This window comes from Pseudomonas sp. DD1, from assembly GCF_044510355.1.
Lineage (GTDB): Bacteria > Pseudomonadota > Gammaproteobacteria > Pseudomonadales > Pseudomonadaceae > Aquipseudomonas > Aquipseudomonas shahriarae.
Genome location: NZ_MSAJ01000022.1, coordinates 93,107 through 111,677 on the forward strand (window position 1 = coordinate 93,107; position 18,571 = coordinate 111,677).

22 protein-coding genes are annotated in these 18,571 nt (G+C 62.2%); 16 read left to right on the plus strand and 6 right to left on the minus strand.

The window, feature by feature from the left end:
• Positions 1-81: 81 nt before the first annotated feature.
• The 4 genes from PSFL_RS13690 to pilG are packed head-to-tail and all read right to left on the minus strand — an operon-like array spanning position 82 to position 3,496.
• Positions 82-2,133, minus strand: a complete 2,052-nt coding sequence (locus PSFL_RS13690; RefSeq protein WP_057960880.1) for a methyl-accepting chemotaxis protein — start codon at positions 2,131-2,133, stop codon at positions 82-84.
• Positions 2,130-2,666 carry a chemotaxis protein CheW gene (locus PSFL_RS13695; protein ID WP_057960881.1) on the minus strand — a complete coding sequence of 179 codons (537 nt, stop codon included), beginning with the start codon at positions 2,664-2,666 and terminating at the stop codon, positions 2,130-2,132. Before PSFL_RS13695 ends, PSFL_RS13690 begins: the two co-directional genes overlap by 4 nt.
• Positions 2,667-2,678: 12 nt before the next feature.
• Complete coding sequence (gene pilH, locus PSFL_RS13700) at positions 2,679-3,044, minus strand: twitching motility response regulator PilH (RefSeq protein ID WP_057440367.1); 366 nt, start codon at positions 3,042-3,044, stop codon at positions 2,679-2,681.
• Between the two features lie 44 nt (positions 3,045-3,088).
• Entirely contained in the window at positions 3,089-3,496 is a 408-nt protein-coding gene (gene pilG, locus PSFL_RS13705) for a twitching motility response regulator PilG (RefSeq protein WP_032858786.1), read from the minus strand.
• A 238-nt stretch (positions 3,497-3,734) separates the two neighbouring features.
• Here pilG and gshB point away from each other — a divergent pair, with 238 nt between their 5' ends.
• From gshB to PSFL_RS13740, 7 genes are all read left to right on the plus strand, one after another.
• Positions 3,735-4,688, plus strand: a complete 954-nt coding sequence (gshB, locus tag PSFL_RS13710; protein WP_029300457.1) for a glutathione synthase — start codon at positions 3,735-3,737, stop codon at positions 4,686-4,688.
• A gap of 77 nt (positions 4,689-4,765) precedes the next feature.
• On the plus strand, positions 4,766-5,665 hold the full coding sequence (locus tag PSFL_RS13715; protein WP_115129202.1) for an energy transducer TonB: 900 nt from the start codon (positions 4,766-4,768) through the stop codon (positions 5,663-5,665).
• 100 nt (positions 5,666-5,765) lie between these two features.
• On the plus strand, positions 5,766-6,335 hold the full coding sequence (locus PSFL_RS13720; protein WP_057440369.1) for a YqgE/AlgH family protein: 570 nt from the start codon (positions 5,766-5,768) through the stop codon (positions 6,333-6,335).
• Positions 6,335-6,772 carry a Holliday junction resolvase RuvX gene (ruvX, locus tag PSFL_RS13725; protein ID WP_005792259.1) on the plus strand — a complete coding sequence of 146 codons (438 nt, stop codon included), beginning with the start codon at positions 6,335-6,337 and terminating at the stop codon, positions 6,770-6,772. The genes PSFL_RS13720 and ruvX overlap by 1 nt, the downstream gene beginning before the upstream one ends.
• A gap of 82 nt (positions 6,773-6,854) precedes the next feature.
• Positions 6,855-7,361, plus strand: coding sequence for a bifunctional pyr operon transcriptional regulator/uracil phosphoribosyltransferase PyrR (gene pyrR / locus PSFL_RS13730; protein WP_169960108.1), 507 nt, complete (start codon positions 6,855-6,857; stop codon positions 7,359-7,361).
• Positions 7,362-7,385: 24 nt separating this feature from the next.
• Positions 7,386-8,390: an aspartate carbamoyltransferase catalytic subunit gene (locus PSFL_RS13735; protein ID WP_057440370.1), complete on the plus strand. Its 1,005-nt coding sequence runs from the start codon at positions 7,386-7,388 to the stop codon at positions 8,388-8,390.
• Positions 8,387-9,658, plus strand: a complete 1,272-nt coding sequence (locus PSFL_RS13740) for a dihydroorotase (RefSeq protein ID WP_057440371.1) — start codon at positions 8,387-8,389, stop codon at positions 9,656-9,658. The genes PSFL_RS13735 and PSFL_RS13740 overlap by 4 nt, the downstream gene beginning before the upstream one ends.
• A gap of 79 nt (positions 9,659-9,737) precedes the next feature.
• On the opposite strand, the gene PSFL_RS13745 is transcribed toward PSFL_RS13740, so the two are convergent.
• Positions 9,738-10,166 (minus strand): TM2 domain-containing protein, encoded by a 429-nt coding sequence (locus tag PSFL_RS13745; RefSeq protein ID WP_057440372.1) that lies wholly within the window; start codon positions 10,164-10,166, stop codon positions 9,738-9,740.
• A gap of 249 nt (positions 10,167-10,415) precedes the next feature.
• On the opposite strand from PSFL_RS13745, the gene PSFL_RS13750 reads away from it, so the two are divergent.
• A complete protein-coding gene (locus PSFL_RS13750; RefSeq protein ID WP_057440373.1) occupies positions 10,416-11,051 on the plus strand; it encodes a C40 family peptidase in 636 nt (211 codons plus the stop codon).
• Positions 11,052-11,169: 118 nt separating this feature from the next.
• Here the strand turns inward: PSFL_RS13750 and PSFL_RS13755 are convergent, their stop codons facing one another.
• Positions 11,170-12,204 (minus strand): type IV pilus twitching motility protein PilT, encoded by a 1,035-nt coding sequence (locus PSFL_RS13755; RefSeq protein ID WP_170059529.1) that lies wholly within the window; start codon positions 12,202-12,204, stop codon positions 11,170-11,172.
• A 57-nt stretch (positions 12,205-12,261) separates the two neighbouring features.
• Here PSFL_RS13755 and PSFL_RS13760 point away from each other — a divergent pair, with 57 nt between their 5' ends.
• The 8 genes from PSFL_RS13760 (at position 12,262) to hemW (ending at position 18,570) form a co-directional block, all read left to right on the plus strand.
• Positions 12,262-12,948 (plus strand): YggS family pyridoxal phosphate-dependent enzyme, encoded by a 687-nt coding sequence (locus tag PSFL_RS13760; RefSeq protein WP_057440374.1) that lies wholly within the window; start codon positions 12,262-12,264, stop codon positions 12,946-12,948.
• A gap of 33 nt (positions 12,949-12,981) precedes the next feature.
• A complete protein-coding gene (gene proC / locus PSFL_RS13765) occupies positions 12,982-13,800 on the plus strand; it encodes a pyrroline-5-carboxylate reductase (protein WP_115129203.1) in 819 nt (272 codons plus the stop codon).
• Positions 13,801-13,809: 9 nt separating this feature from the next.
• Positions 13,810-14,400: a YggT family protein gene (locus PSFL_RS13770; RefSeq protein WP_057440376.1), complete on the plus strand. Its 591-nt coding sequence runs from the start codon at positions 13,810-13,812 to the stop codon at positions 14,398-14,400.
• 154 nt (positions 14,401-14,554) lie between these two features.
• Positions 14,555-15,694 (plus strand): homoserine O-acetyltransferase, encoded by a 1,140-nt coding sequence (locus tag PSFL_RS13775; RefSeq protein WP_120734289.1) that lies wholly within the window; start codon positions 14,555-14,557, stop codon positions 15,692-15,694.
• 7 nt (positions 15,695-15,701) lie between these two features.
• Complete coding sequence (gene metW, locus PSFL_RS13780; RefSeq protein ID WP_029300485.1) at positions 15,702-16,322, plus strand: methionine biosynthesis protein MetW; 621 nt, start codon at positions 15,702-15,704, stop codon at positions 16,320-16,322.
• Between the two features lie 21 nt (positions 16,323-16,343).
• Complete coding sequence (locus tag PSFL_RS13785) at positions 16,344-16,778, plus strand: DUF4426 domain-containing protein (RefSeq protein WP_029300487.1); 435 nt, start codon at positions 16,344-16,346, stop codon at positions 16,776-16,778.
• Positions 16,775-17,371, plus strand: coding sequence for an RdgB/HAM1 family non-canonical purine NTP pyrophosphatase (rdgB, locus tag PSFL_RS13790; protein WP_027606096.1), 597 nt, complete (start codon positions 16,775-16,777; stop codon positions 17,369-17,371). The genes PSFL_RS13785 and rdgB overlap by 4 nt, the downstream gene beginning before the upstream one ends.
• Positions 17,368-18,570: a radical SAM family heme chaperone HemW gene (gene hemW / locus PSFL_RS13795; RefSeq protein ID WP_115129206.1), complete on the plus strand. Its 1,203-nt coding sequence runs from the start codon at positions 17,368-17,370 to the stop codon at positions 18,568-18,570. Before rdgB ends, hemW begins: the two co-directional genes overlap by 4 nt.
• Position 18,571 lies beyond the last annotated feature (1 nt).

Genomic DNA, 18,571 nt, shown 5'->3' on the forward strand with positions numbered 1-18,571 from the left:
TACAAATGGGGGAGCTGACCCACCGCTATCGCAGGCAAGCCAGCTCCCACAGGGGTTTTGTGCAGGTGTTGAGAGGGCATGTCATTCATCGGTCTTGCGCACGGGCGGCAAGGTGAAGCCCGACACCGAGCGGCGCAACTGGCTGGCCATTTTGGCCAGGTTGCCAATGCTTTCGGCGGTGGCCGTGGAGCCCGATGAGGTTTGGCTGGTGATCTGCTGGATCACGTTCATGGTCAGGGAGATCTGCCCGGCCGACGAGGTTTGCTGCTGCGCCGCGTTGGAGATGCTCTGGATCAGCGCGGCCAGGGTCTTGGACACCCCTTCGATTTCTTCCAGGGCCACCCCGGCGTCCTGGGCCAGCCGCGCGCCGCGCACCACTTCGGTGGTGGTCTGCTCCATGGAAATCACGGCTTCATTGGTGTCGGTCTGGATCGCCCGCACCAGGTTCTCGATCTGCCGGGTGGCGGCCGACGAGCGCTCGGCCAGGCGCTGCACCTCATCGGCCACCACTGCAAAGCCGCGCCCGGCGTCACCGGCCATGCTCGCCTGGATCGCGGCGTTGAGGGCAAGGATGTTGGTCTGGTCGGCGATATCGTCGATCAGGCTGACAATATCGCCAATTTCCTGAGACGATTCCCCCAGGCGCTTGATGCGTTTGGCGGTGTCCTGGATCTGTTCACGGATGTTGTCCATGCCGTGGATGGTGTTGTGCACCACCTCGTTGCCCTTGTTGGCGATCTCCACCGAACGTTCGGCCACGGCCGAGGACTCGGCGGCGTTGGCCGATACCTGGTCGATGGATTGGGCCATCTGGTTGATCGCCGTGGAGGCTTCGGCGATCTGCTGGGCCTGGTGCTCCGAGGCCTGGGCCAGGTGCATGGCGGTGGCCTGGGTTTCCTGCACCGCACCGGCCACTTCACCGGCAGTGAGGTTGATGGTCGCCACCAGGTCACGCAACTGGTCCACCGAATAGTTGATGGAATCGGCGATGGTGCCGGTGAAGTCTTCGGTCACCGAGGCGGTCACGGTGAGGTCGCCGTCGGCCAGGTCTTCGATTTCGTCCAGCAGGCGCATGATCGCGTTCTGATTGCGTTCGTTTTTCTCGGCGGTTTCGCGCAACTGACGATTGGTCTCGCGCACCATCACCAGGCCGATCAGGATAATCGAGGCCAGCGCCAGCAAGCCCAGGGCATAGCCGCCGATGGTGTCGAGGGTGCGCCCGCCGGCCAGGTTTTCAAAGCCGGTGGCCAGTTGCGAGGCTTCATCGAGCAGGGTCTGCGAGAGGCTGAAGATGTTGCTCGCCGAGGCGCGCACCTGGAACAGTTGTGGCGAGGTTTCGAGGATTTCATCCACGGAGCCGGAGACAAACTCGAACAGCTCGGCAATTTCCGCCAGGCGCGCCCGGGCGTCCGAGTCTTGCACCTCACTGATCTTCAGGCCGGCACTGCCCTGGAGCATACCGGCCAGGACCTGGCCAAAACGGTTGGCGTCGCGGCCAAAGGCGTCGGCGGCCTTGACCGCCGTGTCATCTCCCGCCAGCACCGTGTTGACCGCTCCCAGGATGCGCTCGGCCAATAGCGACTGGCGCTGGGCCACCGCCACCTGACTGGCGGGCGCGCCGCGCTGCAGCAGGATCTCGACGACCTTTTCCGACTCGATCTGTAATTGCGGCACGGTTTCGGCCAGGGTCGCCGCCACTTGATGCAAGGACAGCACCGTCTGCTCGCTGGCCAGGATCACGTCGGTGTTCTTCAGCAAGGCTTCCCAGTCATGCTGCACGGCGCGCATTTCGCTGCGCACGGCAGCGGGTGCAGCGGGCAGGCCGGTGGCCGGGTCGCCTTTTTTCAGGTAACCCCAGCGCTGGGCAAAATCATTGCGCGCCTCACTTAGCAGCTTGAACGCGGCGGCCTTGCCGGCGGCAGCCTCCGTAGCATTCTTGGCAATGCGCTGGGACAGCACCCGCAGCTCGCCGGCGTGGCCGATGTACTGCTTGTCATAGGTGGACTGGGTGTTGAGGTACGCGAAGTTGGCGAACAGCAGCATGATGAAGATGATCAGCGCGATAAACAGCACGATGATCTGCGAACGGCTACGGGAAGCTTCCTGCGGTTTGACGGGGGTGGCGGTGCTCATGCGGCAACATCCAGAAAGCCCGGGGCCTGGGCCAGGGCGAAGGGGCTGAAGACCTGCCACAGCGGGTCGCCGCTGAACTGGCCTTGGATAAACGCGGCGCTGGCGGCGGGCACGCTGGCCGATGCCGGAAGCAGCAGGTCCTGGGCAAAGTGTTGCAGGCCGACCACTTCATCCACCAGCAGGCCGACAAAGGTGTCTTCGTGCTCGATCACCAGCACCCGGCGCTGCTTGCGCGCCGCCGACAGCTCATAGCCGAAAAACCCACACAGGTTGATCACCGGCAGCAAGCGCCCGCGCAGGTTGGCCACGCCCCTGACCCAGGGCTTGACCCCCGGCATCAAGGTGCAGCGCGGTTCATGCAGCACCTCGGCGACTTCGCCCATGGGCGCCACATACCAGTGCCCGCCCAGGCGAAAGCCGATGCCGCTCCAGCTGTGCGACCGGGTTTCCTGGGACGGCAAATCAGCGGCCAGCAGGCGGCAGCGGCGGTCGATGTCCAGCAGCAGCTCAAAGGCGGTTTGCGACTCGGTCATGGGAACGTGCCGTCAGGGTTTGAGCACCGAGTTCAGGACTTCAATCAGCTTGTCTTCTTCCACCGGCTTGGTCAGGTATGCCTTGGCCCCTTGGCGCGCGCCCCAGATCTTGTCGGTTTCCTGGTCCTTGGTGGTGACGATGATGATCGGGATACCGCTGGTTTCCGGTTCCTTGGACAATTGGCGCGTGGCCTGGAAGCCATTGAGGCCGGGCATGACGATATCCATCAAGACGGCGTCGGGCTTCTCCTGGCGGGCCAGGGCAACGCCATCGGCACCGTTTTCGGCCTTGAGGACCTGGTGACCGTGCTTTTCCAGCATGCCGGTCAGTTTGTACATTTCAGTCGGCGAATCGTCGACGATCAGAACGCGTGCCATGGTTTTCCCCACTACATTGGTTGACGCAAGCCCCGGGGGCTGGGTCAATGTGCTTGTTCTACTGCAGCGAAACCCGGCACATAGGCCTTGATCGCACTCAGCAGTTCTTCCTTGCTGAAAGGCTTGGTCAAAAATTGATCGACGCCGACGATGCGCCCCTTGGCTTTGTCGAACAGGCCGTCCCTGGACGAGAGCATGATCACCGGAATGGCCTTGAACGCCGGGTTGTTCTTGACCAGGGCGCAGGTCTGATAACCATCCAGGCGCGGCATCATGATGTCGACAAAGATAATGTGCGGGTGGTGATCAACGATCCTGGCCAGGGCATCAAAACCGTCGATGGCCGTGATGACTTCGCACCCCACGTTCTTCAACAGCGTTTCAGCGGTGCGGCGAATCGTTTTCGAATCGTCGATCACCATCACTTTCAAGGCGTTGGAATGCTGTTCCATATCTGCTCTACCATCGCCACAGCGAATCGGTTTTCGGTGTGTACTGCCGGGTGCGGCCTGGGACCAGCGCCAAAACCCTTGCCGTGCAAGGGCCGACACGCCATGGCAGCCTTTTTAGCACAGACTGGGAAGGCAATCTATCGGCCGACCGGCAAGGTGGTTTTTCCTTGACCCACAACAGCCGCAGCGCCACTCTGACGCCACTTTTATGCGCCCTTATTTGTTAGAGGAATTCCCCATGAGCGTTCGCGTCGGCATTGTCATGGACCCTATCGCCAGCATCTCCTATAAAAAGGATAGCTCGCTGGCCATGCTGCTCGCCGCCCAGGCCCGCGGCTGGACCCTGTTCTATATGGAGCAGCGCGACCTTTACCAGGGCGACGGCGAGGCGCGGGCGCGGATGCGCCCCTTGCAGGTGTTCGCCAACCCAGAGAAGTGGTTTGAGCTGCAAGACGAGATCGACAGCCCCCTGAGCGACCTGGACGTGATCCTGATGCGCAAGGATCCGCCGTTCGACATGGAGTTCGTCTACTCCACCTACCTGCTGGAGCAGGCCGAGCGCGCCGGCGTGCTGATCGTCAACAAGCCGCAGAGCCTGCGCGACTGCAACGAAAAGCTGTTCGCCACCCTGTTCCCGCAGTGCACGCCACCGACCGTGGTCAGCCGCCGCGCCGATGTATTGCGTGAATTTGCCGCCAAGCATGGCGATGTGATCCTCAAGCCGCTGGACGGCATGGGCGGCACCTCGATCTTCCGTCACCGCGCGGGCGACCCGAACCTGTCGGTGATCCTTGAGACCCTGACCGCCCTCGGCACCCAGCAGATCATGGGCCAGGCCTACCTGCCAGCGATCAAGGACGGCGACAAGCGCATCCTGATGATCGACGGCGAGCCGGTGGATTACTGCCTGGCACGCATCCCGGCGGCCGGCGAGACCCGTGGCAACCTCGCGGCCGGTGGTCGTGGCGAAGCCCGCCCGCTGAGCGACAAGGACCGCTGGATCGCCGCCCAGGTTGGCCCGACCCTGCGGGAAAAGGGCCTGCTGTTTGTAGGCCTTGACGTAATTGGCGAGCACCTGACCGAAATCAACGTGACCAGTCCCACCTGTATCCGCGAAATAGACAACGCGTTCGGCACCAATATCGGCGAAATGCTCATGGCAGCGATTGCCGACAAGCTACAAGCCAAGTGACATAGAACAGCCAGATGTAAACCAACATTGCGCTATCATGCGCCACCCGTGAGACGCGCGATGTTGGTTTTCCTGTTATGACGCTTCCGTCCGACCTGCCCCCCCAATTCACCCATAGCGGCGTACGCCCGGCTGATCGGCTCGGATTTACCCTGTTCCTGGCAGCGCTGATTCATTTGGCGTTGATCCTTGGCCTGGGCTTCACCTTCGTCGAACCCCAGCAGATCAGCAAAACCCTGGAAATCACCCTCGCCACCTTCAAAAGTGAAAAAAAGCCCGAAAAGGCTGACTTCCTGGCCCAGGACAATCAGCAGGGCAGCGGCACCCTGGATAAAAAGGCAGTGCCCAAGACCACCGAAGTGGCGCCCTTCCAGGACAACAAGATCAATAAGGTCACCCCGCCTCCAGCGGCCAAGCCTGAGGTCAAGCAGGCCGCGCCCAAGGCCGCCGTCGCCACCGTTGCGCCAAAACCCCAGAAGGCCGTGACCCAGCGCGAAGCCGTGAAGACCGAGCCTACGCCAAGCAAACCCGCCCCCACATTTGACAGCTCGCAGCTTTCCAGCGAAATCTCCAGCCTGGAAGCCGAACTGGCCAACGAACAACAGCTGTACGCCAAGCGCCCGCGCATCTACCGGCTCAATGCCGCCTCCACCATGCGCGACAAAGGCGCCTGGTATAAGGACGAATGGCGCAAGAAGGTCGAGCGCATCGGCAACTTGAACTACCCGGACGAGGCCCGTCGCCAGCAGATCTACGGCAACTTGCGCCTGCTGGTGTCGATCAACCGCGACGGCTCCCTCTATGAAGTGCTGGTGCTGGAGTCCTCCGGCCAGCCATTGCTGGACCAGGCGGCGCAACGCATCGTGCGCCTGGCTGCACCGTTCGCCCCGTTTACCGGCGACCTGAACGATATCGACCGCCTGGAAATCATCCGCACCTGGCGTTTTGCCAAAGGCGACCGGCTTTCCAGCAACTGACCTCTGCAAGCTCGCGCCTACACGGGAAACAAATCCGCTAACCGTATTCCTACACATCCCCAGCTTGTCAGTTCGCCCCTCCAACGCCACACTAGCGGACATGAAAAATGTCAGCCCGACTTACCTCAAGCACCAATTCCTGATCGCCATGCCCCATATGGCCGACCCGAACTTTGCGCACACCTTGACCTATATCGTCGAGCACACGGCCGATGGCGCCATGGGGCTGGTGGTCAACCGCCCGCAAAGCCTGAACCTGGCAGATATCCTTGAGCAACTGCGCCCGGAGATCGACCCGCCCGCCAGTTGCCAGGCAGTGCCGATCTATTTCGGCGGCCCGGTGCAGACGGACCGGGGTTTCGTGCTGCATCCCAGCGGCCCGACGTTCCAGGCCACTGTCGACCTGGAGGGCGTGTCGCTGTCCACCTCCCAGGACGTGCTGTTTGCCATCGCCGATGGCGTCGGCCCGCAGCAGAGCCTGATTACCCTGGGCTACGCGGGTTGGGAAGCCGGGCAACTGGAAGAAGAACTGGCCAATAATGCCTGGCTGACCTGCCCGTTCGATGCCGACATTCTGTTCAATACCGCCAGCGAACTGCGCCTGAATGCCGCGGCCAAGCAGTTGGGGGTCAACCTCAACCTGCTGACCAGCCAGGCGGGGCACGCCTGATGGCCTTGCGACTGATCCTCGGGTTTGACTACGGCACCAAGCAGATCGGCGTGGCCGTGGGCCAGGTCATCACCGGCCAGGCCCGCGAGCTGTGTACCTTGAAGGCGCAAAACGGCATTCCGGACTGGAATCAGGTCGAAGCCCTGATCAAGGAATGGAAGCCCGACGCGGTGGTGGTCGGCCTGCCGCTGAACATGGACGGCACCCCCAGCGACATGTGCCTGCGCGCCGAGAAGTTCGCTCGTCGCCTCAATGGCCGCTACAACCTGCCCTTCTATACCCACGATGAGCGCCTGACGACCTTCGAGGCCAAGGGTGAGCGCCGCGACCGTGGCGGGCAGAAAGGCAGCTACCGCGACAACCCGGTCGACGCCATTGCCGCCGCCTTGCTGTTGCAGGGCTGGCTGGATGAAAACACTGCTTTATTTGAATCCTGACTGACGCGGCTTGCCGCGTCTTCTTACGTTTGAGCCCGGACTTTGTCAGCGTCACGCTGGCCGAGCCCTTGAAGGAGCCACCATGAGCCTGCCCAATCCCGCCGAACTGATCAGCCAGATGGCGATTCGCCTCAAGGCCCATCTGCAACACCGCGCCATCAGCGAGCCGCGCTTCATCGGCATCCGCACCGGCGGTGTGTGGGTCGCCCAGGCGTTGCTGCAAGAGCTGGGCAATGACTCGCCCCTGGGCACCCTGGACGTGTCCTTCTACCGCGATGACTTCAGCCAGAACGGCCTGCACCCGCAAGTGCGCCCGTCAGCCCTGCCGTTCGAGATCGAAGGCCAGCACCTGGTGCTGATTGATGACGTGCTGATGAGCGGCCGCACCATCCGGGCCGCCATGAACGAGCTGTTCGACTACGGCCGCCCGGCCAGCATCACCCTGGTCTGCCTGCTCGACCTCGAGGCTGGCGAACTGCCGATCAGCCCGGATGTGGTGGGCGCGACCCTGTCGCTTTCAGCCCAGCAGCGGGTAAAATTGTCCGGTCCCACGCCGCTCGAACTCGAACTGCAAGACCTCGCCCTTTAAACCGCCTTGTAAAGAGTCCCCGCGATGACGCCTCTAGATGCCAAGCGCCCGCTGCAGCTCAACGCTCAGGGCCAGCTGCAACACTTCCTGTCCCTCGACGGCCTGCCCCGCGAATTGCTCACCGAAATCCTCGACACTGCCGACTCGTTCCTTGAAGTCGGCGGCCGAGCGGTGAAGAAAGTCCCGCTGCTGCGCGGCAAAACCATTTGCAACGTGTTCTTCGAGAACTCGACGCGCACCCGCACCACCTTCGAACTGGCGGCCCAGCGCCTGTCAGCCGACGTGATCACCCTGAACGTCTCCACCTCGTCGGCGAGCAAGGGCGAAACCCTGCTCGACACCCTGCGTAACCTGGAGGCCATGGCGGCCGACATGTTCGTGGTGCGTCATGGCGACTCGGGCGCGGCGCACTTTATCGCCGAGCACGTGTGCCCGCAGGTGGCGATCATCAACGGCGGCGATGGCCGCCACGCCCACCCGACCCAGGGCATGCTCGACATGCTTACCATCCGTCGGCACAAGGGTGGCTTTGAAAACCTCTCGGTGGCCATCGTCGGCGATATCCTGCATTCGCGGGTAGCGCGCTCGAACATGCTGGCCCTGAAAACCCTGGGCTGCCCGGATATCCGCGTGATTGCACCGAAAACCCTGCTGCCGGTAGGCATCGAGCAATACGGGGTGAAGGTCTACACCGACATGGCCACGGGCCTGAAGGATGTGGACGTGGTGATCATGCTGCGCCTGCAACGCGAGCGCATGGCCGGTGGCCTGCTGCCCAGCGAAGGCGAGTTCTACCGCCTGTTCGGCCTGACCACCGCGCGCCTGGCCGGTGCCAAGCCGGATGCCATTGTCATGCACCCCGGCCCGATCAACCGCGGGGTGGAGATTGAGTCGGCGGTGGCCGACGGGCCGCACTCGGTGATTCTCAACCAGGTTACCTACGGCATCGCCGTACGCATGGCCGTGCTGTCCATGGCCATGAGCGGGCAAACCGCCCAACGTCAATTCGAGCAGGAGAACGCCCAGTGAAGCTCAGCATTCTCGGCGCCCGAGTCATCGATCCGGCCAGCGGCCTGGATCAAGTCACTGATCTGCACCTGGAAGCCGGCAAGATCATTGCCATTGGCGCCGCCCCCAGCGGTTTCAGCCCGGTTCAGAGCATCGACGCCAAAGGCCTGGTGGCTGCTCCCGGCCTGGTAGACCTGAACGTCGCCCTGCGCGAGCCGGGCTACAGCCGCAAAGGCAGCATCGCCAGCGAAACCCGCGCCGCCGCTGCCGGCGGTGTCACCAGCCTGTGCTGCCCGCCGCAGACCAAACCGGTGCTGGACACCTCGGCCGTGGCCGAGCTGATCCTTGACCGTGCCCGCGAGGCCGGCAATTGCAAAGTGTTCCCCATCGGCGCCCTGAGCAAAGGCCTGGATGGCGAACAACTGGCGGAGCTGATTGCCCTGCGCGACGCGGGTTGCGTGGCCTTCGGCAATGGCCTGGAAAGCTTCCGCAGCACCCGCACCCTGTGCCGCGCCCTGGAATACGCAGCCACCTTCGACCTGACGGTGATCTTCCACTCCCAGGACCACGACCTGGCTGAAGGCGGCCTGGCCCATGAAGGCCCTACCGCCAGCTTCCTCGGCCTGGCAGGCATCCCGGAAACCGCAGAAACCGTAGCCCTGGCCCGTGACCTGCTGCTGGTGGAACAAAGCGGGGTGCGTGCGCACTTCAGCCAACTGACCAGCGCCCGCGGCGTGGCCCTGATCGCCCAGGCCCAGGCCCGCGGCTTGCCGGTGACCGCCGATGTGGCGTTGTACCAGTTGATTCTGACCGATGAGGCGTTGATCGACTTCTCCAGCCTGTACCACGTGCAACCGCCACTGCGCACCCGCGCCGACCGCGACGGTTTGCGCGCAGCGGTGAAGTCCGGGGTGGTTTCGGCGATCTCCAGCCATCACCAGCCCCACGAACGGGATGCCAAGCTGGCCCCATTTGGCGCGACAGAGCCTGGGATCAGCAGCGTCGAGTTGCTGCTGCCGCTGGCGATGACCCTGGTGGAAGATGGGTTGCTGGACTTGCCAACGCTGCTGGCACGCCTGAGCTCAGGCCCGGCCCAAGCGCTGCGCCTGCCGGCGGGCAAGCTGGCGGTGGGTTCTGCGGCGGACCTGGTGCTGTTTGATCCGGCCAGCTCCACCGTGGCTGGCGAGCAGTGGCTGTCTCGGGGTGAAAACTGCCCATTCATCGGCCATAGCTTGCCGGCGACTGTGCGCTACACCCTGGTGGATGGAAGGATCAGCTACCAGGCCTGATCCGCTCTAAAGTGGGCACGGTCAAAAATGTAGGAGCCAGCTCCCACATTTGACCGTGCCCACATGAGCCTAGCCAGGCTTAGCGCCCGCCCAGCCGCTCGGCATTGCGGATCGAAACCTGCGTATTCAGCGTCCAGAAGTCATACAGCACGCCGACCAGGAACAAGCCGCCCGTTACCAGATACAACAGGCCGGTGAGCCATTTGCCCTGATACATGCGGTGCAAGCCAAACACCCCAAGAAACGTCAGAAGAATCCAGGCCACGTTGTACTCGATCGGCCCGGCGGTAAAACGCAGGTCGGCTTCACGGTCCATCGCCGGGATCAGGAACAGGTCGATCAGCCAGCCAATACCCAGCAAACCAAAGGTGAAGAACCAGATCGTCCCGGTCACCGGCTTGCCGTAGTAAAAGCGGTGTGCCCCGGTAAAACCGAAGATCCAGAGCAGGTAACCGATCACCTTGCTATGGGTGTCCTGTTGCGAAACATCCTGTCGATAGGTGTTCATGAATGACCTCTTTAGCCTCGATAGATAAATATTTCTGGTTTCTTTGTGACTTTTTTACAGGCACCCGACGTACGGCAAATGTTATCGTCGCTTCCCTCAAAGCCTTATACCGCCTGACTTGTGTAGGACAATTGCGACAGTTCGTCGCGGTTTTCCTGATTTTGACGTCAAGGTTCAGTCGACAGACGGCCTGAGAAAGACACTAAAAGCTGTTATAAAGTTGCGCGCAAACCAACAAGAGCCTGCCTTATGCGACCATTTTTAAAGACATGGCTAACCATTTGCCTATTGATGCCACTGGCCGCCCACGCCACCAATCGTGAGCAACGACTTCCGAACGTTAATGGTTTTACCCCTAAAGTTCACGCCACTACCACCTCCGCCAAATCGGCAAAGCTCACCGTCAAGCGCCCGACTCAGCTGAGCAAGGCCAACGTTAAAGCAGTTCCGGGCCTGGTAGCGAGCAATAACCAGCAAAGCAGCAAAGTCTTGAGCCGTGCCGTCAACGTGCTCGGTACCCCTTATCGTTGGGGCGGCAGTAGCCCAAGTAAAGGCTTTGATTGCAGCGGCCTGGTGAAATACGCCTTCAATGATGTGGCTGCAGTGGATTTGCCACGCACCTCCAACGCCATGGCCAGCGGCCATGGGCAGAAGGTCGATCGCAAGGATCTGAAGCCCGGCGACCTGTTGTTCTTCAAGCTCAAGAGCCGCCAGGTCAACCATGTTGCCATCTACCTGGGCAACGACCGCTTTATCCACGCACCGCGCCGTGGCAAGTCGGTCAGCATCGACACCCTGAAAAAGCCGTTCTGGAACAAGAACTACGTGATTGCCAAGCGCGTGCTGCCCAAAGAGCAGAACAACCTGCGGATTGTGCAGCGCTGACAGTAAATGCAAATGTGAATGCTGGCTTGTGTGGGAGCTGGCTTGCCTGCGATAGCATCACCTCAGTGTGACTGACACACCGAGTTGCCTGCATCGCAGGCAAGCCAGCTCCCACATCCTATATATCTGCGGGCACCCGCGCCTGCTCCCGGGCCTCTTCAAGCCTGACCAGTCCCTGACTGACCAACCCCTTCAAGCTCATATCCAACGTCTTCATCCCCAGCGCCCCACCCGTCTGAATCGCCGAATACAACTGCGCCACCTTGTCCTCACGGATCAGGTTGCGGATCGCCGGTGTACCGAGCATGATTTCATGGGCCGCCACGCGCCCGCCGCCGACTTTCTTCAGCAACACCTGGGACACCACCGCCTGCAGCGATTCCGAGAGCATCGAGCGGACCATGGCCTTTTCCCCCGCCGGAAACACATCCACCAGCCGATCCACGGTTTTCGCCGCCGAATTGGTGTGCAGGGTGCCAAACACCAAGTGCCCGGTTTCCGCCGCCGTCAGGGCCAGGCGGATGGTTTCCAGGTCGCGCAACTCGCCAACCAGGATCACATCCGGGTCTTCGCGCAACGCCGAACGCAGGGCCGTCGAGAAACTGTGGGTGTCGCGGTGCACCTGGCGTTGGCTGATCAGCGCTTTACGCGGTTCGTGGACAAACTCGATAGGGTCTTCAAGGGTCAGGATGTGCTGCTGACGGGTGCTGTTGAGGTAATCGACCATCGCCGCCAGGGTGGTGGACTTGCCCGAGCCCGTGGCACCAGTCACCAGCACCAGCCCTCTGGGCAATTCGGCGATGCGCCGGAATATGTCCCCCAGCCCCAGGGCTTCCAGGCTCTGGACCCGAGAGGGGATCGCACGGAACACCGCCCCCAGCCCCCGGTGCTGGCAGAACACGTTGGCGCGAAAGCGCGCGACGCCAGGCAAATCGAAGGAAAAATCCGTTTCAAGAGATGTTTCGAAATCCTTTTGCTGGTGTTTATGGAGGATCGGGCTGAGCAAGTCCGCTACTTGCGTAGCACTCAGCACCGGCCAATCCAGTGGCAGTACCTCGCCATCGACGCGCATCCTCGGCGCCAAGCCTGCCGACAGATGCAGGTCGGAGGCGCCCTGGCTGACGCTTGCGGCCAGCAGTTCAGTGATGTCCATAGGGCTATCCATTTCCAGTAGAATGCCGCGGACTCCATATCCGCGGGCGCAACTTTAATGTCGACCATAGCAGACAATATCGGCCTGGTTACCGAGCGGATCCGTGCCGCGGCCAAGGCCGTGCAACGCGATGAAACCAGCGTGCACTTGCTGGCCGTGAGCAAGACCAAACCCGCGCAAGCCGTGCGCGAAGCCTACGCCGCCGGGATGCGCGACTTCGGCGAGAACTACTTGCAGGAAGCCCTGGGCAAACAGGCCGATTTAACCGACCTGCCCTTGAGTTGGCACTTCATCGGCCCCATTCAATCGAACAAGACGCGCGCTATCGCCGAGAACTTCGCTTGGGTGCATTCCGTGGACCGCCTGAAAATTGCCCAACGCCTGTCCGAACAACGCCCGGCCGACCTGCCGCCGCTCAATATCTGCATTCAGGTCAATGTCAGTGGCGAAGCCAGCAAGTCCGGCTGTACACCCGCCGACCTGCCAGCGCTGGCCGAGGCGATCCAGGCCCTGCCCCGCTTGAAGCTGCGCGGCCTGATGGCGATCCCCGAGCCCACTGACGACCGGGCACAGCAAGATGCGGCGTTTGCCGCAGTGCGTGACTTGCAAGCGAGCCTGGACCTGGGGCTCGACACACTTTCCATGGGCATGAGCCATGACCTTGAGTCGGCCATTGCCCAAGGGGCCACCTGGGTGCGGATCGGTACCGCGCTGTTTGGTGCCCGCGACTACGGCCAGCCATGAAATGGCTGACTTCCATCTGAGTAAGGACCTGTCATGAGCAACACGCGTATAGCCTTTATCGGCGCCGGCAACATGGCGGCCAGCCTGATCGGTGGCCTGCGGGCCAAGGGCCTGCAAGCCTCGCAGATTCGCGCCAGCGATCCGGGCGCCGAGACCCGTGCCCGGGTGAGCGCAGAACACGGTATCGAAACCTTCGCCGACAACGCCGAGGCCATCCAGGGCGTCGACTTGATCGTACTGGCGGTCAAGCCACAGGCCATGAAAGCCGTGTGCGAAGCCTTGCGCCCAAGCCTGGCGCCGCAGCAACTGGTGGTGTCGATTGCCGCCGGTATCAACTGCGCCAGCATGAACAACTGGCTCGGCGCCCAACCCATCGTGCGTTGCATGCCCAACACCCCATCGCTGCTGCGCCAGGGTGTCAGCGGCCTGTACGCCACCGCCCAAGTGAGCGCCGCCCAGCGTGAGCAGGCCCAGGAGCTGTTGTCGGCCGTGGGTGTGGCCCTGTGGCTGGAAGAAGAGCAGCAACTGGACGCCGTCACCGCCGTGTCCGGCAGTGGCCCGGCGTATTTCTTCCTGCTGGTCGAAGCCATGACCGCCGCCGGCGTGAAGCTGGGCCTGCCACGGGAAATCGCTGAGCAACTGACCCAGCAAACCGCCCTCGGCGCCGCACATATGGTGGTCTCCAGCGATGTGGATGCGGCCGAATTGCGCCGTCGCGTGACCTCGCCCAATGGCACCACACAGGCGGCCATCGAATCGTTCCAGGCCGGGGGCTTTGAAGCCCTGGTCGAAAAAGCACTGGGTGCCGCCGCGCACCGCTCGGCTGAACTTGCCGAACAACTGGGTCAATAAGGAGCCAATATGATTGGTTTGAACACCGCTGCCGTCTATGTACTGCAAACCCTCGGCAGCCTTTACCTGCTGATCGTGCTGTTGCGCTTTGTCCTGCAACTGGTACGCGCCAACTTCTACAACCCGCTCTGCCAATTCGCCGTGAAGGCCACCCAGCCGCTGCTCAAGCCGCTGCGTCGGGTAATCCCGAGCCTGTTCGGCCTGGACATGTCGTCGCTGGTACTGGCGATCCTGGTGCAACTGGCGCTGATGGCCCTGACGCTGCTGCTGACCTACGGCACCATGGGCAACTTCCTGCAACTGCTGGTCTGGGCCCTGATCGGCGTGACCGCGCTGTTCCTGAAGATTTTCTTCTTTGCACTGATCATCAGCGTGATCCTGTCCTGGGTCGCACCGGGCAGCCATAACCCTGGTGCCGAGCTGGTCAACCAAATCTGCGAACCGGCCCTGGCGCCATTCCGCAAGATCCTGCCGAACCTCGGCGGCCTGGATATCTCGCCGATCCTCGCGTTCATGGTGCTCAAGCTCCTGGACATGCTGGTGATCAACAACCTGGCGGCAATGACCATGATGCCGGACATCCTGCGCTTGCTGATCTGACGACCGTTTGCGGGCTGCGCGGGACAACATGTGGGGGCAGGCAAGCCCCCACATTTTTGTAACTGTGTCTTGAAGTGAATCCATGCAGGCCTTCGCTTGCCGCTAGGCCCCCCGCTCTTTAGACTTACGCCTCATTTAAACGAGAGCAGGGTCGATGCCAACTGCCTTTCCCCCCGATTCTGTTGGACTGGTCGTGCCCCAAGTGGCGCACTTCAGCGAACCCCTGGCCCTGGCCTGCGGGCGGTCGCTGCCGGCCTATGACCTGATCTATGAAACCTACGGTGCGTTGAACGCCACGGCCAGCAACGCCGTGCTGATCTGTCACGCCCTGTCGGGCCATCATCACGCCGCCGGCTACCACAGCGCCGACGAGCGCAAGCCCGGCTGGTGGGACAGCTGCATCGGCCCTGGCAAACCCATCGACACCAACAAGTTCTTTGTGGTCAGCCTGAACAACCTCGGCGGCTGCAACGGCTCCACCGGCCCCAGCAGCCTCAACCCGGAAACCGGCAAGCCGTTTGGCGCCGACTTCCCGGTACTGACCGTGGAAGACTGGGTGCACAGCCAGGCACGCCTGGCCGACCGGCTGGGCATCCAGCAATGGGCAGCGGTGATCGGCGGCAGCCTGGGCGGCATGCAGGCCCTGCAATGGACCATTACCTACCCCGACCGCGTGCGCCATTGCCTGGCCATCGCCTCGGCCCCGAAGTTGTCGGCACAGAACATCGCCTTCAACGAAGTGGCGCGCCAGGCGATCCTCACCGACCCCGAGTTCCACGGCGGTTCATTCCAGGAAGCCGGGGTGATCCCCAAGCGCGGCTTGATGCTGGCGCGGATGGTCGGACATATCACCTACCTGTCGGATGACTCCATGGGCGAAAAATTCGGCCGTGGGCTCAAGAGCGAGAAGCTCAACTACGACTTCCACAGCGTCGAATTCCAGGTCGAAAGCTACCTGCGTTACCAGGGCGAGGAGTTTTCCGGGCGTTTCGACGCCAATACCTACCTGCTGATGACCAAGGCCCTGGACTACTTCGACCCGGCGGCAAACTTTGATGACGACCTGGCGAAGACCTTCGAAGGCGCCACGGCCAAGTTCTGCGTGATGTCATTCACCACCGACTGGCGCTTCTCGCCGGCCCGTTCGCGGGAGCTGGTGGATGCGCTGATGGCTGCGCGCAAAGACGTCTGCTACCTGGAGATCGACGCACCGCAGGGCCACGATGCCTTCCTGATCCCGATCCCGCGCTATCTGCAGGCCTTCAGCAATTACATGAACCGCATAACTTTGTGAGAACGCCATGAGAGCGGACCTGGAAATCATCCAAGACTGGATCCCCGCCGGCAGCCGCGTGCTCGACCTGGGTTGCGGCGATGGCGAACTGCTGAGCTGGCTGCGCGACAACAAGCAAGTCACCGGCTATGGCCTGGAAAACGACCCGGACAACATCGCCCAGTGCGTGGCCAAGGGCATCAACGTAATCGAGCAGGACCTGGACAAGGGCCTGGGCAACTTTGCCAGCAACAGCTTCGATATCGTGGTGATGACCCAGGCCCTGCAGGCTGTGCATTACCCGGACCGGATCCTCGACGAAATGCTGCGCGTCGGCCGCCAGTGCATCATCACCTTCCCCAACTTCGGCCACTGGCGCTGCCGCTGGTACCTGGCCACCAAGGGCCGGATGCCGGTATCGGACTTCCTGCCGTACACCTGGTACAACACGCCCAATATTCACTTCTGCACCTTCGAGGACTTCGAAGCGCTGTGCAGCGGGCGCGAAGCCAAGGTGATCAATCGCCTTGCCGTCGATCAACAGCATCGCCACGGCTGGGCAAGTAAGCTATGGCCTAATCTTTTAGGTGAAATCGGGATTTATCGGGTCAGCAGTCCTGGCCTGACCGATCATCAGATTGCCGTCTAACCATTTTCGAGGAGGACGATCATGAGTCGCCTGGCTATTTTTCTACTCACCGCCTGCCTGGGCGCCAGCGCCATGGCTGCCGGCCCTATCGACAGCAATCGGCAGAAGGCGTTTGGTGATATCACCGTGCACTACAGCACCTTCACCTCCAGCTTCCTGCAACCCGAGACGGCCCAGGCCGTGGGCGTGGTGCGCAGCAAGAACAAGGGCATGATCAATGTCTCGGTGATCAAGGGCGTGGAGCCCGTGGCGGCCCAAGTGACCGGCACGATCAAGGACTTGACCGGCAAGAGTGAAATGCTGACCTTCAAGCAAATCACCGAAAAAGGCGCTATCTACTACCTCGCCCCCTACTCGGTGCCGCAGCAGGAATTCCGCACCTTTACCATCAATGTTGAAACCGGCGGCAAAGCCCACGGCTTCAGTTTCACCCAAGAACTGTTCCCGGCCGAATAATGAACCTGACACAACTCGTACTGGCCAGCCATAACGCCGGCAAACTCAAGGAACTCCAGGCCATGCTCGGCGAATCGGTGCAATTGCGCTCGATTGGCGAGTTCAGCCAGGTGGAGCCGGAGGAAACCGGCCTGTCGTTCGTCGAGAACGCCATCCTCAAGGCCCGCAATGCCGCGCGCATTTCCGGGCTGCCGGCACTGGCCGACGACTCCGGCCTGGCCGTGGACTTCCTCGGCGGCGCCCCCGGCATCTACTCGGCGCGCTATGCCGACGGCAAAGGCGACGCGGCGAACAACGCCAAGCTGCTGGACGCCCTCAAGGACGTGCCGGACGCGATGCGCGGCGCGCAGTTTGTCTGTGTGCTGGCCCTGGTGCGACATGCCGACGACCCGCTGCCGATTCTCTGCGAAGGCTTGTGGCACGGGCGCATCCTGCACGCGGCCAGCGGCGAGCACGGGTTTGGCTATGACCCGCTGTTCTGGGTGCCGGAGCGCAATGTGTCCAGCGCCGAACTGAGCCCCGCCGACAAGAACCAGATCAGCCACCGCGCCCGCGCAATGGATTTGCTGCGCCAGCGTCTGGGCTTGAAATGACCCAGAACACCTCCGCGCAGCCCCTGATCCTCGGTGGCGCGCAAACACCTCGGGCGGCCCTGCCAGTACTGCCGCCCCTGGCGCTGTACATCCACATCCCGTGGTGCGTGCGTAAATGCCCCTATTGCGACTTCAACTCCCACACCGCCAGCAAGGTGCTGCCGGAAGAAGAGTATGTCGACGCGTTGCTGGCGGACCTGGATCAGGACCTGCACGCGGTGTATGGCCGCGAGCTGAGTTCGATCTTCTTTGGCGGAGGCACGCCAAGCCTGTTCAGTGCTGCGGCGCTGGGCCGTTTGCTGGAGGGCGTGGAGCAACGTATCCCGTTTGCCCGCGACATCGAGATCACTCTGGAAGCCAACCCCGGTACCTTCGAGCAAGAGAAGTTCGTCGCCTACCGCAAGCTGGGGATCAATCGCCTGTCGATTGGCATCCAGAGCTTCCAGCAGGACAAGCTCAAGGCCCTGGGCCGCATCCACAACGGCGACGAAGCCGTACGCGCCGCCGGCATGGCACGCCAGGCCGGCTTCGATAACTTCAACCTGGACCTGATGCACGGTTTGCCCGACCAATCCCTGGACGACGCCCTGGGCGACCTGCGCCAGGCGATTGCGCTCAAGCCGACCCATCTGTCGTGGTACCAACTGACCCTGGAACCCAACACTGTGTTCTGGAACCAGCCGCCGACGCTGCCGGAAGACGACACCCTGTGGGATATCCAGGAAGCCGGCCAGGCCCTGCTCGCCGAACACGGCTACGCGCAATATGAAGTCTCGGCCTACGCCCAGCCGGGCCGGCCCGCGCGGCATAACCTCAATTACTGGAGTTTTGGCGACTTTATCGGCATCGGCGCCGGCGCCCACGGCAAGCTCAGCCATCCAGACGGGCGCATCGTGCGCACCTGGAAGACCCGCGCACCGAAGGACTACCTCAACCCGGCAAAAACCTTCCAGGCCGGGTCGAAAGAGCTGAGCAATGAAGAGTTGCCCTTTGAGTTCCTGATGAACGCCCTGCGCCTGACCGAGGGCGTCGAAGCCAGGCTGTATGCCGAGCGCACCGGCCTGGACTTGGCCAGCCTGGAACAAGCCCGCAGGGATGCCGAACAAAGTGGCTTATTGCAGGTCGAACCGTCACGCCTGGCGGCCACGGACCGTGGGCAACTCTTTCTCAATGACCTGCTGCAGAAGTTTTTGAGCTGAT